Raw genomic sequence first — 14,891 nt, 5'->3', positions numbered from 1 at the left:
CGGTTCTTTCTATTTCTACTTCTGCAGCGCCTTCGCCCGCGCCACCCCGTAGCGCTGCAGCGTCTTCTCGCGCGCCTCGGCGTGGTCGACCACCGGCTTCGGGTAGGTCTCGCCGAGCTTGATGCCGGCGGCCTCCAGCTCCACCGGCGAGGCCAGCCACGGCGCGTGGATCGCCGTGTTCGACAGCCCCGCCAGCTGCGGCAGGTAGCGGCGGATGAACTTGCCCTCGGGGTCGAAGCGCTCGCTCTGCGTGACCGGGTTGAAGATGCGGAAGTAGGGCTGGGCGTCGCAGCCGCTGGAGCTGGCCCACTGCCAGCCGCCGTTGTTCGAGGCCAGCTCGAAGTCGTTGAGGTGCAGCGCGAAGTAGGCCTCGCCGCGGCGCCAGTCCAGCCCCAGGTCCTTGCACAGGAAGCTCGCGGCCACCATGCGCAGGCGGTTGTGCATGTAGCCGCTCTGGTTGATCTGCAGCATGGCGGCGTCCACCAGCGGATAGCCGGTGCGGCCGTTGCACCAGGCGTCGAAGAGCTGGTCGGCGTGCTTGCCGTGGTGCCACTGGATCTTGTCGTACTCGGGGCGGAAGCTCTTCGACTCGCCGCCTTTGTGCACGTGCGGGAAGTGCGCCAGGATCTGGAAATAGAACTCCCGCCAGATCAGCTCGCTCAGCCAGGTCGCCGCGCCCGTGTTGCCCTGCAGCGAAAGCTGGTGCGACAGGCTCGCCATCTGCCGGATCGACACCGTGCCGAAGCGCAGGTGCACGCCCATGTAGCTGGGCCCGCGCACGGCGGGGAAGTTGCGCGCCTCGTCGTAGCGGTCGATGCGCTCGAAGAAGTCCTCGAAGAGCTGGCCGGCGCCTCGGGTGCCGGTGGGAATCTCCAGCGTCGACAGGTTGGTCTTCTCGAAGCCGATCTCGCGCAGCGCGGGCACCGGCTCGCCGTAGGCCTGCGGCGAGGGCGCCAGCGCGTCGGCGTGGCTGCGTACCGGGTACGACTTGAGGAAGAAGGAATCGAGCTTCGCCAGCCAGGCCCGTTTGTAGGGCGTGAACACCGTGTAGGGCTGGCCGGTCTTGGTCATGACCTCGTCGCGGTCGAAGACGGTCGAGTCCTTGTAGGTGTGGAAGGTCACGCCGGCATTGGCCAGCGCGCCGAAGACCTTGGCGTCACGCTCCAGCGCGTCGGGCTCGTCGTCGCGGTTGGCGAAGACCGCCTGCACCTCCAGCTCGCGGGCCAGTGCCGGGATCTCCTGCGCCGCCACCGCGTGCCGCACGATCAGCCCGCCGCCCAGTGAGCGTAATTCGGCCTCGAGCTCCACCAGCGATTCGCGGATGAATTCGACCCGGCGGTCGGCCGTGGGAAGGGCGTCCAGGATCGCCTTGTCGAACACGAAGACGCACAGCACCTGACGGCAGGCCCGCAGCGCCCGGTAGAGGGCGGCGTTGTCGTCCACACGGAGGTCGCGGCGGAACCACATGAGCCCTTTGGGATAGGTCTTGTCGACGGCCAGTAAAATCGGAGGCATATGGCCGCCGATTCTGCCCCGATGAACCTCACGCATCACTTTTTGATAGCGATGCCCGGGATGGAAGACAAAACTTTCAACCGCAGCGTCGTGTACCTCTGCGAACACAGCGAGCGCGGCGCGCTCGGCCTGGTGATCAACAAGCCCAGCGACATCAACCTCAAGGTGCTGTTCGAGAAGATCGAGCTGCACCTGGCCCGCCCCGAACTGGGCGAAGCCCCCGTCTTCCAGGGCGGCCCTGTGCAGACCGAGCGCGGCTTCGTGCTGCACGAGCCGGTCTTCGCCCAGGCCGAGAAGCCCGAGGAATCCGTCTACGCCTCGACCATGACCATCCCCGGCGGGCTCGAGATGACCACTTCCAAGGACGTGCTGGAGGCCCTGGCCACCGGCGCGGGCCCGCGCAAGGTGCTGGTTTCCCTGGGCTATGCGGCCTGGGGCGAAGGGCAGCTCGAATCCGAGCTGGCCGAGAACAGCTGGCTCACCGTGGGCGCCGACCCGGCCGTGATCTTCGACACCCCGATCGAGCAGCGCTACGACAAGGCGCTGATGCTGCTGGGCCTGGAGGCCTGGAAGCTCTCTCCCGACGCCGGACACGCATGATGAACTCGGCTCACCCCCAGGCTGCGCGCACTTCGTGTCGCTTCGCCAACCCCCTTCCGGGGGCGGGCCGGCCGCTTCGGGCGGCCGTGCGCGGCGGCCCCCTGTCCCTGTGACTGGACCGGCGATGTCTGACAGTGCCCAGCCCCCGGCACCTGCAGTTGTTCCCGCCCATTTTCAGAGCTTCCTGGCCTTCGATTTCGGCCTGAAGCGCACGGGCGTGGCCAGCGGCAACCGGCTGCTGCGCACCGCCACGCCCCAGCCGACCATCAAGGCCGAGGGCGACGCGCGCTTCGCGCAGGTCGAGGCGCGCATCAAGGAATGGCAGCCCGACGCGCTGGTGATCGGCGTGCCCTGGCACCCCGACGGCGCCGCCCACGAGAACACCCGCCGCGCGCAGAAGTTCGCGCGCCAACTGCGCGGCCGTTTCAATCTCCAGGTGTTCGAGGTCGACGAGCGCTACAGCACCACCGAGGCCCTGTCGTCAGGCGCCCGCGATGCCGACGCGGCATCGGCCTGCATCATCCTGGAGCAATTTCTGAGGAGTCTCCAGGAATGAGGCTCTCCTCCAGGCTTCGCGCGCTTCGTGTCGCTTCGCCAACCCCCTCGCCGGGGGCGACACCGGTGGCCCGGCAAAGCCGGTTCCACGGTGTTCCCCGAACTTTCCGTTTCCCTTGCCTTGCCGTGGAGCAATCATCGTGAGTTCTGTCGTTCCTGACGCCGAGGCGTTGTATCTCGACCTGCTGGCCGGCGTGAAGCCGCTGATGCGCCCCGAAACGAAGCTGGTGGGCATCACCTCCGGCGGCGCATGGCTGGTCGAGCGGCTGCAGAAGGACCTGGGCCTGCCCGGCGCGCCCGGCATCATTTCGTCGGCGATGCATCGCGACGACTTCTCGCGCCGCGGCCTCTCGGCCAGCGTGCAGACCGCGCTGCCCTTCGACGTGAACGGCGCCGACGTGCTGCTGCTCGACGACGTGCTCTACACCGGCCGCACCATCCGCGCGGTGCTCAACGAGCTGTTCGACTTCGGCCGTCCGGCCAGCGTGCGCCTCGCGGTGCTGGTGGATCGCGGCGGCCGCGAACTGCCCGTGGCCGCCGACTTCGCCGCCACGACGCTGGCGCTGCCCGACACGCAACTGCTCGCCCTCGCACGCGCCAACGACGGTGCCTTCAGCCTCAAGGTGGAGGAGAACAAGTAAATGCTCTACAAGCGAAATCCCCAGCTCAACAAGAACGGCGAGCTGATCCACCTGCTGTCGATCGAGGGCCTGCCCAAGGACATCGTCACGCACATCCTCGACACGGCCGCCAACTTCACGAGCGTGAGCGACCGCGAGGTGAAGAAGGTGCCGCTCTTGCGCGGCAAGAGCGTGTTCAACCTGTTCTTCGAGAACAGCACCCGCACGCGCACCACCTTCGAGATCGCGGCCAAGCGCCTCTCCGCCGACGTCATCAACCTCGACATCGCGCGCTCCTCGGCCACCAAGGGCGAGTCGCTGCTGGACACCATCGCCAACCTGAGCGCCATGGCGGCCGACCTATTCGTCGTGCGCCACAGCGAGTCGGGCGCGCCCTACCTGATCGCGCAGCACGTCGCGCCGCACGTGCACGTGGTGAACGCCGGCGACGGCCGCCACGCGCACCCGACGCAGGGGCTGCTCGACATGTACACGATCCGCCACTACAAGAAAGACTTCTCGAACCTCACGGTCGCCATCGTCGGCGACGTGCTGCATTCGCGCGTGGCGCGCTCCGACATCCACGCGCTCACCACGCTGGGCTGCGCCGAAGTGCGCGTGGTCGGCCCCAAGACGCTGGTGCCCGGCGACATGGCCGGCATGGGCGTGCGCGTGTGCCACACGCTCGAAGAGGGCATCAAGGACTGCGACGTGGTCATCATGCTGCGCCTGCAGAACGAACGCATGAGCGGCGCGCTGCTGCCCTCGTCGCAGGAGTTCTTCAAGACCTTCGGCCTCACGCAGGAAAAGCTGCAGCTGGCCAAGCCCGACGCCATCGTGATGCATCCGGGCCCCATCAACCGCGGCGTGGAGATCGACTCCGCCGTGGTCGACGGCAAGCAGAGCGTGATCCTTCCGCAGGTCACTTTCGGTATCGCGGTCCGGATGGCGGTAATGAGCATCGTCGCAGGTAACGAAGCATAGAAATGTTGCTCGCCCCCAGTCTTCGCGCACTTCGTGTCGCTTCGCCAACCCTCTGCCGGGGGCAACACCAGTGGCCCGGCGAAGCCGGTTCCACGGTGTTTCCCGAAAAGGCCATGACTGTCACTGGAAGTACAGACGCATGAACATCCACATCGCCAACGGCCGCGTCGTCGACCCCGCGTCGGGCATCGACAAGCAGGCCGACATCGCCATCGCCGACGGAAAGATCGCCGGCATCGGCGGCAGCATTCCGGCAGGCTTCAAGGCCGAACGCACCATCGACGCCACGGGCTGCATCGTCGCGCCGGGCCTCGTCGACCTCGCCGCGCGGCTGCGCGAGCCCGGCTATGAGCATGAAGGCATGCTCGAAAGCGAAATGGCCGCGGCCATCGCGGGCGGCGTGACCAGCCTCGTGTGCCCGCCCGACACCGACCCGGTGCTCGACGAGCCGGGTCTGGTCGAGATGCTCAAGTTCCGCGCCGAGAAGCTGCAGGCCGCGCGCCTGTTCCCGCTGGGAGCGCTCACGCGCGGCCTGGCCGGCGGCGTGCTGACCGAGATGGCCGAGCTCACCGAGGCCGGCTGCATCGGCTTCGGCCAGGCCGACGTGCCGCTGGGCGACACGCAGGTGCTGCAGCGCGCGCTCTCCTACGCCAGCACCTTCGGCTACACCGTGTGGCTGCGCCCGCAGGACCGCGACCTCGGCAAGGGCGTCGCCGCCAGCGGCCCGCTGGCCACGCGGCTGGGCCTGGCGGGCGTGCCTGTGTCGGCCGAGACCATCGCCATCTTCACCATCGTCGAGCTGATGAAAGCAACCGGCGCACGCGTGCACCTGTGCCGCATCTCCAGCGCCCGCGGCGTGGAGCTGGTGCGCCAGGCCAAGGCGCAGGGGCTGCCGATCACCTGCGACGTCAGCATCAACTCGCTGCACCTGGCCGACACCGACATCGGCTACTTCGACAGCCGCGCCCGCCTGAACCCGCCGCTGCGCCAGCAGGGCGACCGCGACGCGCTCTCGGCCGCGCTGGCCGACGGCACCATCGACGCGCTGGTGTCCGACCACACGCCGGTCGAGGCCGACGCCAAGACGTTGCCCTTCGCCGAGAGCGAGGCGGGCGCCACCGGGCTCGAGCTGCTGCTGCCGCTGGCGCTGCGCTGGGGCGAGCGCAGCGGCGCGGGCATCGCGCGCGCCATCGAGGTCGTCACCGCTGCGCCTGCGCGCCTGCTGGGCGCCACCGATGCGGGCGCCGGCATCGGCCGGCTGCAGCAAGGCGGCGTGGCCGACCTGTGCATCGCCGATCCCACGCTCGAATGGCAGGTGGAGCCCGGCGCGCTCAGGAGCCAGGGCAAGCACACGCCCTTTGCCGGCTACCCGCTGCAGGGCCGCGCGCGCCACACGCTGGTGGCCGGCCGCATCGTCCACGGTTGAGAGGGGCCCGGGCGCCGATGCTTCATTCGCTGAAAGCCTGCTGGCGCCTGGCGCGCGCGGTGGCGCACGCGGCCTCGGGCTGGTGGACGATCCGCTTCACCTTCCCGAAGCTCACGCAGGCCGAGCGCAACGCGCGCGTGCAGGCGTGGTCGCGGCGCATGCTGGAGCTCATGGGCATCACGCTGGTGGTGCAGGGCACGCCGCCGCCCACGGGGCCGGTGCTGCTGATCTGCAATCACCTCTCGTGGCTGGACATCACGACCATCCATGCAGCGCGGCACGTGCGCTTCGTGTCTAAGTCGGACGTGAAGGGCTGGCCGCTGATCGGCACGCTGTCCAACGGCTCGGGCACGCTCTACATCGAGCGCGAACGCCGCCGCGACGCGCTGCGCGTGGTGCACCACATGACCGACGCGCTGCGCAACGGCGACCTGATCGGCGTGTTCCCCGAAGGCACGACCAGCGACGGCCGGGGCCTGCTGCCATTCCACGCGAACCTGCTGCAGGCGTCGATCTCCTCGGGCGCGCCGGTGCTGCCCGCCGCGCTGCGCTTCGCCGACGCCGCCACCGGCGAGACCAGCCAGGCGCCGCGCTATATCGACGACGACAACCTCGTCGTCTCGCTGTGGAACACGCTGCGCGCGCCGCCGCTGCTGGCCATCGTGCGCTTCGGCGAGCCGCAGGACCCGCATGGCCGCGACCGGCGCGAATGGGCGCATTCGCTGCATGAAGACGTGCAGCAGCTGCGCCGCGAGACGCACTGACCGGCCGGAACCAAAAGAAAAAGGCGCTTCGACGAAGCGCCTTTTTCTTTTGCCGGGAAGCCGGTGAAGACCCGCGATCAGGCCTGCTCGCCCGTAGGCACGAAGCCCAGCCGGCGCGAGATCTCCAGCGCGCAGGCCCTCAGCGGCACGGCCACGCGGCCGTCCCATTCGCGGTCGAAGGTAGCCTCAGGGCCCATGGCGGTGATGCCCAGCACCAGGTTGTTGGTCGAGTCGAACACCGGCGCGCAGAAGGCGTCGATGCCCGGGATCGGCTGGCCCAGCGTGCGCGACATGCCGTGCAGGCGCGTCTCGACCAGCAGGGCCTCGATCTCGGCGCGCGACAGCTCGGCGGTGGCGCCGCGGCCGTCCGCGGGGCGGGTGCGCGCCAGGTCCTCCAGCATCATCTTCTCGACTACCTTGGGCGGCAGGTAGGCCGCGAAGAGCCGGCCGGTCGCGGTGTAGGCCAGCGACATGACGGTGCCGGTGCGCAGGTTCACGTGCAGCGGATGGATCGGCTCCTCCAGCCGCACCACGGTCGGCCCGAAGTTGCCCCACACGGCCACCGCGATGCTCTGCTCGGTCTCCGACGCGAGCTGTTCGATCAGCGGCGACGCCTCCTTGATCGGGTCGAGCCGCTGCAGCTTGGCCAGCCCCAGCTGCAGCGCCAGCGGGCCCAGCTCGTAGCGGCCCGCGCTGTCCTGCACCACGAAGCCGACCTTCAGGAAGCTCACGAGATAGGGGTGCGCCTTGCCGACGGGCACGCCCGCGGCCTTGCCCAGGTCGCGCAGCGCCATGGGCGCCACGTGGCGCCCGAGCGCCACCAGCAGTTGCGTTCCGATTTCGACGGACTGAATGCCACGTCTTGGCTTTTCCATGGGGCGCCCGGCGTGGGGAGTGAGGGTGGGGGCGAGTATAGCCATCGGGGTTTCTACTGATATGGTCGCATTCAATCGATGATGATTGATCATCTGATAGTAACGAAGAGACTTGACCATATCAATGTCGCTGCCTAAACTGAGCCGCAACTTAGGTCTTACACAAACACGCGAACAGGCAGAGACATGGAACAGAACACTTTCGAATGCGACGTGCTCGTCGTCGGCAGCGGCGCATCGGGCATGGCCACCGCGGTCACGGCGGCTTCGCAGGGCTTGAAGGTGCTGGTGGTCGAGAAGGAGCCGCGCTTCGGCGGCACCACCGCGCGCTCGGGCGGCTGGCTGTGGATTCCGGGCACGCGCCTGGCCACGGAGCAGGGCATCCACGAGCCCGAAGGCGCCGCGCTCGAATACATGAAGCACGAGGCCACCACGCACTTCGACGCCGCGCGCGTCGGCGCCTTCCTGGAGATGGGGCCCAAGGCCATCGACTTCTTCACGCGCAACACCTGCGTGCAGTTCGACATGCCGGCCGTCTTCCCCGACTACCACGCCGAGGCGCCGGGCGGCCAGCAGGGCGGCCGCTCGATGGTCACGCGCCCGTTCGACGGCCGCGAGCTCGGCAAGCGCATCAAGCAGCTGGCGCCGCCGCTGCCCGAACTCACCGTGTTCGGGATGATGTTGGGCTCGGGCCCCGAGATCAAACACTTCATGCGGGCCTTCAAGTCGCCGACCTCGTTCTGGTACGTGACCAAGCGCCTGAGCCGCCACTTCCTCGACGTGCTGCGCCACGGCCGCGGCATGACGCTGACCAACGGCAATGCGCTGGCGGGCCGCCTGGCCAAGGCCGCGATGGACAAGAACATTCCCGTGTGGCTCTCGTCGCCGGTGAAGAAGCTGGTGGTCGAGTACGACGGCGTCTCCGGCGCGGTGGTGCAGCACGAAGGCCAGAACGTGCGCGTGGTCGCGAAGCGCGGCGTGGTGCTGGCCTGCGGCGGCTTCCCCTACGACGTGGAACGCCGCAAGCAGCTCTTTCCGCATGCGCCCACCGGCCGCGAGCACTACTCGCCATCGCCTTCCACCAACACCGGCGACGGCCTGCGCCTGGCCGAGGCCGTGGGCGGCCGCGTCGACGGCACCATCCCGCATGCCGCGGCGTGGGTGCCCGCGTCGGTCACCACGCGTCCCGACGGCAGCAAGGGCGTGATGCCGCACTTCATCGACCGCGCCAAGCCCGGCGTGATCGCCGTCACCACCAAGGGCCGCCGCTTCACCAACGAGGGCAACTCGTACCACGACTTCGTGCAGGCGATGGTCAAGGCCTGCGAGGGCGAGCCCGAGGTCACGGCCTGGCTGTTGTGCGACCACAAGGCGCTGCGCGACTACGGCCTGGGCTGCGTCGCGCCCGCGCCGCTGCCCATCGGGCGGCACCTGAAGAGCGGCTACCTCAAGCGTGGCGCCACCGTCGGCGAGCTGGCCAAGGAACTCGGCATCGCGCCCGCCACGCTCGAAGCCACCGTGCAGGAGTTCAACAAGGGCGCGCGCACCGGCGACGACCCCGCCTTCGGCAAGGGCAGCAAGGCCTACAACCGCTACCAGGGTGACGCCAACATCACGCCCAACCCCTGCGTCGCGCCGCTGGAGAACGGCCCGTACTACGCCATCAAGCTGGTGATCGGCGACATCGGCACTTTCGCCGGCCTCGTCACCGACGAGAAGACCCGCGTGCTCGACGCCAACCGCCAGCCGATCAAGGGCCTCTACGCGGTGGGCAACGACGCCGCCAGCGTGATGGGCGGCAACTACCCCGGCGCCGGCATCACCCTCGGCCCGGCGCTGACCTTCGGCTATGTCGCCGGCCTGCAGGTCGCGCAGGCCGAAGCCAAGGCCGCGGCGCAGCTGAAGGTGGAGCAGCGCGAGGCCGTGCCGGTCAGCCGAGCTGCCTGAGCGTCATACACCCACACATATATAGAGAGAAGGAGACACCGATGGCCTTTCCATCCACCGTCGCACCCCGCCTGCTCGAAGGCCGCCTGGCCTTCATCACCGGCGCGGGCCAGGGCAACGGCCGCGCGCTCGCGCTGGGCCTGGCGCAGGCCGGTGCGCGCGTGGTCGTCACCGACATGAACGACGCCACCGTGCGCGAAACCGCGCAGCTGGTGCGCGACGCGGGCGGCGAGGCCTGGTCCTTCGTGCTCGACGTGACCGCGCCCGAAGCCTGCCAGGCATTGGCCGAGCGCGTGGGCAAGGAGATCGGCAACGTCGACCTGCTGGTCAACAACGCCGGCATCATCATCCGCGAGAACACCAGCAGCCCCAACGCCGCTGCCAACTGGAAGAAGACCATCGACGTGAACGTGCACGGCACCTTCAACACCACGCTGGCCTTCATCCCGGTGCTCAAGCAGACGAAGGGCTCGATCATCAACATCGCCTCCATCGCCGCCTATGCGGGGCAGGGCGCGAGCCTGGGCTACTCGCCGTCGAAGGGCGCGATCAAGATGCTCACGCAGTCGCTCGCGCAGGAGCTGGCGCCCGCCGGCGTGCGCGTCAACGCGCTGGCCCCCGGGGTGATCGAGACGCCCATGACCGCCGCCACCCGCGAGAACCCGCAGCGCCTGGAGTCGTTCATGACGCGCATCCCCATGGGCCGCGTCGGCCAGACCGAAGACCTCGTGGGCCCGGTGATCTTCCTGGCCAGCGACATGTCGCGCTACGTCACCGGCATCGTGCTGCCGGTGGACGGCGGCTTCCTCGCCGTCTGAGCCCCCTTTTGTTTTTTCCGCTTCCCCGTCCGTCAACCTCAGGAGACAAAAAATGAAAACCATCCGTCTGTACAAGACGCTGCTCGCCGCGGCCGCGTTCGCCGCCTTCACGGCCGGCGCTACCGGTGCCATGGCGCAGGACATCAAGGTCGGCTACAACGGCGACCTCTCCGCGTCGCCCTCGGCCCAGAGCGGCCAGGCCGCGGTGCTGGGCATGGAAGCGGCCATCGCCGACATCAACGCCGCAGGCGGCGTGCTCGGCAAGAAGCTGGCGCTGGTCACGCGCGACGACGTCTCGGCGCCGCCGAAGTCGATCCAGAACATGAGCGACCTGATCGACAACGAGAAGGTGGTTGCTGTCTTCGGCCCCACCAACTCGGGCAACGCGATGGCGTGGAAGCACATCGCCAACCAGAAGAAGATTCCGGTGCTGGGCAACGTGGGCTCGGGCACCGACATCACCAAGCCGATGAGCCCCGGCGCCGACAACTACATGTTCCGCGTCTCGATGGTCGACCGCGAGCAGGTCGCCGCGCTCATGGCCTACGTGAAGAAGAACACCGCAGGCTCCAAGGTGGTGGGCCTGATGGCCGAGACCACCGGCTACGGCCAGGGCGGCCTGAAGGACATGGAGGAGATCGCCAAGCTGCAGGACATCAAGATCGCCGCCACCGAGCGCTTCGGCGTCGGCGACACCGACATGACCTCGCAGCTGAGCAAGATGAAGGCCGCCAACGTCGACACCGTGGTGGTGTGGGCGCAGGGCACGCCCATCGCGCAGCTGGTGCGCAGCATGGAGAAGATCAACTACTTCCCCCTGACGCTCACCTCCTGGGCCGCCGACAACATCACCTTCTACGACGCGGCCGGCAAGCAGCTCGCCGAGAAGCCGATCTTCATGCGCACCGTGAGCGAGACCCGCACGCCCGCGCAGCAGAAGCTCTTCGACCGCATCGGTGCCAAGCTGAAGGCGCCGGGCTCGTTCTCTTTCGCGCTGCACGGCTATGACTCGATGCAGCTGCTGGCGCAAGCCATGAAGCAGGCCAACAGCACCGACGGCGCGGCGGTGCGCGCGGCGCTCGAAGACCTGAAGACGCCGGTGCAGGGCGTGCTCAAAACCTACGACAAGCCCTTCAGCAAGACCAACCACGAGGCGCTGACCGCCAAGGACCTGGTCTGGATCCGCTGGAAGGACGGCAAGCTGATGCCCTACACCGACGCGCTGATCCAGGGCCTGAAGCCGGCCGACTTCAAGCAGTAAGCAAGACAGAAAAGAAGAGGCGAAGCGACCGGCGTGCCCGCGCGGCAGCTGGCGCCGTCTCGCAACGGAGATACACACCATGGTTGAAGCGCTCCTGCAGGCGCTCATCAGCGGGCTCGCCGTCGGCGGTGCCTATGCGCTGGTGGCGCTGGGATTCAGCATCACGTTCACGACCACCAAGACGCTGAACTTCTCGCACGGCGAGTTCGTCTCGGCCGGCGCCTTCATCGGCATGAGCGCCCTGTTCCTGGTGCTGGGCAAGCCGCTGAGCTCCACCACCTTCGGCGACGCCGTGCCCGGCGCGGGCGCGCAGCTGTTCGCGCTGCTGGCCGCGCTCGGCGTGATGGGCCTCTTGGGCTGGCTGCTCTACGTGCTGGGCGTGCGCCCCTTCGCGGGCCGCCCCGGCATGGCGTGGGTGATGAGCACGCTGGGCTTCGGCGTGATCCTGCAGAGCGTGGGGCTTGCCATCTGGGGCCCGAAGCCGGTGGTGGTGCCCGCGCCGGTGGGCGACACAGTGATCCGCATGTTCGGCGTGGGCGTGCGCCCGCAGGAGCTGCTCACGCTGGGCGTGGCGGTGGTCGTGATGTTCGGCTTCGACCGCGTGATGAACCGCACCATGATCGGCAAGGCCATGCGCGCCGTCGCGCAGAACGGCAACGTCGCCAGCCTGATGGGCATCAACACCAACGCGATGATGATCGGCGCCTTCGTCGTCAGCTCGGCGCTGGCGGGGCTCTCGGGCTTCCTGCTCGCGCCCATCGCGCAGGCCTCGCTCTTCATGGGGCTGACCGTAGGCCTGAAAGGATTTTCGGGCGCGATGATCGGCGGCCTGAGCAACCCGCGCGGTTGCGTGATCGGCGGCTTCCTGCTCGGCGTGCTCGAGTCGATGGTCAACCTCTGGCAGGCGCAGTGGCGCGAGGTGGCGGTGTTCGCGCTCGTCATCCTGGTGCTGGCCTTCCGCCCCACGGGTCTGTTCGGCCGCTCGACGGTGGAGAAGGTATGAAGCGCCTCGCCCATCCCCTCGCCGTGGTGCTGGTCGCGGCGGTGCTCTGCGGCATCGTCTCGATGTCGGGCAACGACTACTACCTGCGCATCGCCTTCATGATGTGCGTCTACTACCTCTGCGCCGCCGGCATGAACGTGCTGGTGGGCTACGCGGGGCAGAAATCGCTGGGCCAGGCCGGGCTGTTCGCGGCAGGCGCCTACGGCGTGGCGCTGCTGACCTCGCGCACCGACATGGACCCATGGCTCGCGCTCGCGCTGGCCGCCGTCATCTCGGGCCTGTGCGGCGTGCTGATCGCGCTGCCCTCGCTGCGCGTGAAGGGGCCGTACCTGGCCATGGTCACGCTGGCCTTCGGCATCGTGGTGGAGAAGCTCGTGGGCGAGTGGACCGACGTGTTCGGCGGCGCCCAGGGCATCTACGGCATCCGCCCGCTGACCTGGAAGGGCGCGCCGCTGGATACCACGCAGTGGGTCATCCTGGGCATCGTGCTGTGCGCGGCGCTGCACCTGCTGCTGCGCAACCTGCTCAACGGCCGCTTCGGCCGTGCGCTGCTGTCGCTGCAGGCGGACGAGATCGCCTCGTCTTCCGTGGGCGTGCGCGTGTACCGCGCCAAGGTCATGGCCTTCGTGGTCGCGGCCGTCACCTGCGGCATCGCGGGTGCGCTGGTGGCCCAGCAGAACCAGTACATCAACTCCGACTTCATCACCTTCCACCTGTCGATCTTCATCCTTCTGCTGGTGCTGTTCGGCGGCGCGGGCTCGATGTACGGCCCGCTGGTGGGCGCGGTGCTGCTCACGCTGACCGACGCGCTGCTCGCGCGCTGGCCCTCGGCGCAGCACTTCCTCTACGGTTTCCTGCTGCTGTTCGCGCTGTACGTGATGCCGGGCGGCGTGGTGGGCCTCTTCAACAAATGGTTCATGAAGTCGCGCCATCGCGGCGAGGGCGCCGGCGGCAACAGCGTTCCGGGGCAGATCGGCCCCGGCGGCGAAGGCGAGCTGCTGGTGGTGCAGGGCGTGACCAAGTCGTACGGCGGCGTGAAGCCGGCGCAGGACGTGTCCTTCCGCCTGCAGCGCGGCCACATCCATGCGCTGATCGGGCCGAACGGCGCGGGCAAGAGCACCATGATCAACATGCTCACCGGCGTGATCGAACCCGACGCGGGCTCGATCCGCTTCCTGGGCCGCAACATCGTGGGCGAGCCGGCTCATGCCATCTGCTGCATGGGCATGGGCCGCACCTTCCAGAACCTGCGCCTGTTCGCGGATCTCTCGGTGCTCGACAACGTCATGCTCGGCCGCCACAGCCGCATGAGCAACGGCTTCCTGTCGTCGCTGGTGGCCTGGCCCACCGCGAACCGGCAGGAGAAGGCGACGCGCGAGCGCGCGCTGCAGCTGCTCGACCTGGTCGACCTCGGCCACCTCGCGCACTGGCCCGCGGGCAGCCTGCCCTACGGCCTGCAGCGCCGCGTGGAGCTGGCGCGCGCGCTGGCCACCGAGCCGCAGTTGCTGCTGCTCGACGAACCGGCCGCGGGCCTCAACCCGCAGGAGACCGCCGAGCTCGGCGAGCTGCTGCTGCGCATCGGCAAGTGCGGCGTGTCGATCCTGATGGTGGAGCACCACATGGACCTGGTGATGTCGATCTCGGACCACGTGATCGTGCTCGACTACGGCATCAAGATCGCCGAGGGCAGGCCCGCCGAGGTTCAGGCCAACCCGCGCGTGGTGGAGGCCTACCTGGGCGTGGACGACGAAGAAGAAGAGGCGCTGGCCACGGCCATGCCCGCCTGAGCAGAAAGACCGAAACCATCATGCTGAAAATCGAATCGGTGAAGGTCTCGTACGGCGCCATCGAGGCTGTCAAGGGCGTGAGCCTGGAAGTGCGCGCGGGCGAGGTCGTCACCATCATCGGCGCCAACGGCGCCGGCAAGAGCACGCTGCTCAAGAGCATCGTCGGCCTGGAGCCCGTGGCCGAGGGCCGCGTGCTGATCGACGGCAACGACTGCACGCACGTGCCCTCGCACAGGCGCGTGGGCCTGGGCGTGGCGCTGTCGCCCGAGGGGCGCGGCGTGTTCCCGGACCAGACGGTGCGCGAGAACCTGATGCTCGGCGCCTACTCGCGCCGCGGCGACAAGGCCTTCGTGGAGCGCGGCATCGAGCGCGAGTTCGCGCGCTTCCCGCGCCTGAAGGAGCGCCAGCACCAGCCCTCGGGCACGCTGTCGGGCGGCGAGCAGCAGATGCTGGCCATTGCCCGAGCGCTCATGAGCGAGCCGCGCCTGCTGCTGCTGGACGAGCCCTCGCTGGGCCTGGCGCCGCTCATCATCAAGGACATCTTCGACGCCATCCGCCAGCTGCGCAGCTCGGGCCTGACGATCCTGCTGGTCGAGCAGATGGCCAAGCAGGCGCTGGGCGTGGCCGACCGCGCCTACGTGCTCGAAACCGGCTGCATCACGCTCGAAGGCTCCGGCCGCGAGCTGCTCGACAACCCCAAGGTGAAGTCCGCGTACCTCGGCACGCATTGACTCGC

At 68.6% G+C, this 14,891-nt stretch carries 14 protein-coding genes; 12 read left to right on the top strand and 2 right to left on the bottom strand.

Going from position 1 to position 14,891, the window contains the following annotated elements; all coding sequences use genetic code 11:
• Positions 1–15: 15 nt before the first annotated feature.
• The gene (locus tag ABL843_RS26955) at positions 16–1,515 is read right to left on the bottom strand and encodes a cryptochrome/photolyase family protein (RefSeq protein WP_418117948.1); all 1,500 of its coding nucleotides are present in this window, start codon (positions 1,513–1,515) and stop codon (positions 16–18) included.
• On the opposite strand from ABL843_RS26955, the gene ABL843_RS26950 reads away from it, so the two are divergent.
• The 6 genes from ABL843_RS26950 to ABL843_RS26925 all read left to right on the top strand — a co-directional run bounded on the left by ABL843_RS26950 (position 1,516) and on the right by ABL843_RS26925 (position 6,464).
• Positions 1,516–2,115: a YqgE/AlgH family protein gene (locus ABL843_RS26950; RefSeq protein ID WP_301506141.1), complete on the top strand. Its 600-nt coding sequence runs from the start codon at positions 1,516–1,518 to the stop codon at positions 2,113–2,115.
• Positions 2,116–2,239: 124 nt separating this feature from the next.
• Positions 2,240–2,671 carry a Holliday junction resolvase RuvX gene (ruvX, locus tag ABL843_RS26945; RefSeq protein ID WP_418117947.1) on the top strand — a complete coding sequence of 144 codons (432 nt, stop codon included), beginning with the start codon at positions 2,240–2,242 and terminating at the stop codon, positions 2,669–2,671.
• A gap of 139 nt (positions 2,672–2,810) precedes the next feature.
• Complete coding sequence (gene pyrR / locus ABL843_RS26940; RefSeq protein ID WP_126023621.1) at positions 2,811–3,311, top strand: bifunctional pyr operon transcriptional regulator/uracil phosphoribosyltransferase PyrR; 501 nt, start codon at positions 2,811–2,813, stop codon at positions 3,309–3,311.
• Entirely contained in the window at positions 3,312–4,274 is a 963-nt protein-coding gene (locus ABL843_RS26935; protein ID WP_019656265.1) for an aspartate carbamoyltransferase catalytic subunit, read from the top strand. It abuts the gene before it with no gap.
• A 139-nt stretch (positions 4,275–4,413) separates the two neighbouring features.
• Positions 4,414–5,700, top strand: coding sequence for a dihydroorotase (locus ABL843_RS26930; protein ID WP_418117946.1), 1,287 nt, complete (start codon positions 4,414–4,416; stop codon positions 5,698–5,700).
• A gap of 17 nt (positions 5,701–5,717) precedes the next feature.
• Positions 5,718–6,464, top strand: a complete 747-nt coding sequence (locus ABL843_RS26925; RefSeq protein ID WP_126023619.1) for a lysophospholipid acyltransferase family protein — start codon at positions 5,718–5,720, stop codon at positions 6,462–6,464.
• A gap of 77 nt (positions 6,465–6,541) precedes the next feature.
• Here ABL843_RS26925 and ABL843_RS26920 read toward each other — a convergent pair whose 3' ends face one another.
• Positions 6,542–7,339, bottom strand: a complete 798-nt coding sequence (locus tag ABL843_RS26920; protein WP_126023618.1) for an IclR family transcriptional regulator — start codon at positions 7,337–7,339, stop codon at positions 6,542–6,544.
• Between the two features lie 186 nt (positions 7,340–7,525).
• Here ABL843_RS26920 and ABL843_RS26915 point away from each other — a divergent pair, with 186 nt between their 5' ends.
• From ABL843_RS26915 to ABL843_RS26890, 6 genes are all read left to right on the top strand, one after another.
• Positions 7,526–9,286: an FAD-dependent oxidoreductase gene (locus ABL843_RS26915; RefSeq protein WP_418117945.1), complete on the top strand. Its 1,761-nt coding sequence runs from the start codon at positions 7,526–7,528 to the stop codon at positions 9,284–9,286.
• Positions 9,287–9,327: 41 nt separating this feature from the next.
• Positions 9,328–10,104 carry an SDR family NAD(P)-dependent oxidoreductase gene (locus ABL843_RS26910; RefSeq protein ID WP_126023616.1) on the top strand — a complete coding sequence of 259 codons (777 nt, stop codon included), beginning with the start codon at positions 9,328–9,330 and terminating at the stop codon, positions 10,102–10,104.
• A gap of 52 nt (positions 10,105–10,156) precedes the next feature.
• Positions 10,157–11,365, top strand: a complete 1,209-nt coding sequence (locus ABL843_RS26905; RefSeq protein WP_369660790.1) for an ABC transporter substrate-binding protein — start codon at positions 10,157–10,159, stop codon at positions 11,363–11,365.
• A 79-nt stretch (positions 11,366–11,444) separates the two neighbouring features.
• A complete protein-coding gene (locus ABL843_RS26900; RefSeq protein WP_126023614.1) occupies positions 11,445–12,368 on the top strand; it encodes a branched-chain amino acid ABC transporter permease in 924 nt (307 codons plus the stop codon).
• Positions 12,365–14,155, top strand: a complete 1,791-nt coding sequence (locus ABL843_RS26895) for an ABC transporter permease subunit (protein WP_418117944.1) — start codon at positions 12,365–12,367, stop codon at positions 14,153–14,155. The genes ABL843_RS26900 and ABL843_RS26895 overlap by 4 nt, the downstream gene beginning before the upstream one ends.
• Positions 14,156–14,175: 20 nt before the next feature.
• The gene (locus ABL843_RS26890) at positions 14,176–14,886 is read left to right on the top strand and encodes an ABC transporter ATP-binding protein (protein ID WP_126023612.1); all 711 of its coding nucleotides are present in this window, start codon (positions 14,176–14,178) and stop codon (positions 14,884–14,886) included.
• The last annotated feature ends 5 nt before the right edge of the window (positions 14,887–14,891 follow it).

The sequence above is a fragment of the Variovorax sp. 350MFTsu5.1 genome (assembly GCF_048302515.1).
Lineage (GTDB): Bacteria > Pseudomonadota > Gammaproteobacteria > Burkholderiales > Burkholderiaceae_C > Variovorax > Variovorax guangxiensis.
Note: the sequence above shows the minus strand (reverse complement) of the source record. Positions and strands in the feature narration are given on the sequence as shown.

Coding starts and splice junctions, on each gene's coding strand:
- ABL843_RS26925 (WP_126023619.1), top strand. CDS start 5,718: ATGCTTCATTCGCTGAAAGCCTGCTGGCGCCTGGCGCGCGCGGTGGCG.
- ABL843_RS26950 (WP_301506141.1), top strand. CDS start 1,516: ATGGCCGCCGATTCTGCCCCGATGAACCTCACGCATCACTTTTTGATA.
- ABL843_RS26955 (WP_418117948.1), bottom strand. CDS start 1,515: ATGCCTCCGATTTTACTGGCCGTCGACAAGACCTATCCCAAAGGGCTC.
- ABL843_RS26900 (WP_126023614.1), top strand. CDS start 11,445: ATGGTTGAAGCGCTCCTGCAGGCGCTCATCAGCGGGCTCGCCGTCGGC.
- ABL843_RS26905 (WP_369660790.1), top strand. CDS start 10,157: ATGAAAACCATCCGTCTGTACAAGACGCTGCTCGCCGCGGCCGCGTTC.
- ABL843_RS26910 (WP_126023616.1), top strand. CDS start 9,328: ATGGCCTTTCCATCCACCGTCGCACCCCGCCTGCTCGAAGGCCGCCTG.
- ABL843_RS26920 (WP_126023618.1), bottom strand. CDS start 7,339: ATGGAAAAGCCAAGACGTGGCATTCAGTCCGTCGAAATCGGAACGCAA.
- ABL843_RS26930 (WP_418117946.1), top strand. CDS start 4,414: ATGAACATCCACATCGCCAACGGCCGCGTCGTCGACCCCGCGTCGGGC.
- ABL843_RS26895 (WP_418117944.1), top strand. CDS start 12,365: ATGAAGCGCCTCGCCCATCCCCTCGCCGTGGTGCTGGTCGCGGCGGTG.
- ABL843_RS26915 (WP_418117945.1), top strand. CDS start 7,526: ATGGAACAGAACACTTTCGAATGCGACGTGCTCGTCGTCGGCAGCGGC.
- ABL843_RS26890 (WP_126023612.1), top strand. CDS start 14,176: ATGCTGAAAATCGAATCGGTGAAGGTCTCGTACGGCGCCATCGAGGCT.
- ruvX (WP_418117947.1), top strand. CDS start 2,240: ATGTCTGACAGTGCCCAGCCCCCGGCACCTGCAGTTGTTCCCGCCCAT.
- ABL843_RS26935 (WP_019656265.1), top strand. CDS start 3,312: ATGCTCTACAAGCGAAATCCCCAGCTCAACAAGAACGGCGAGCTGATC.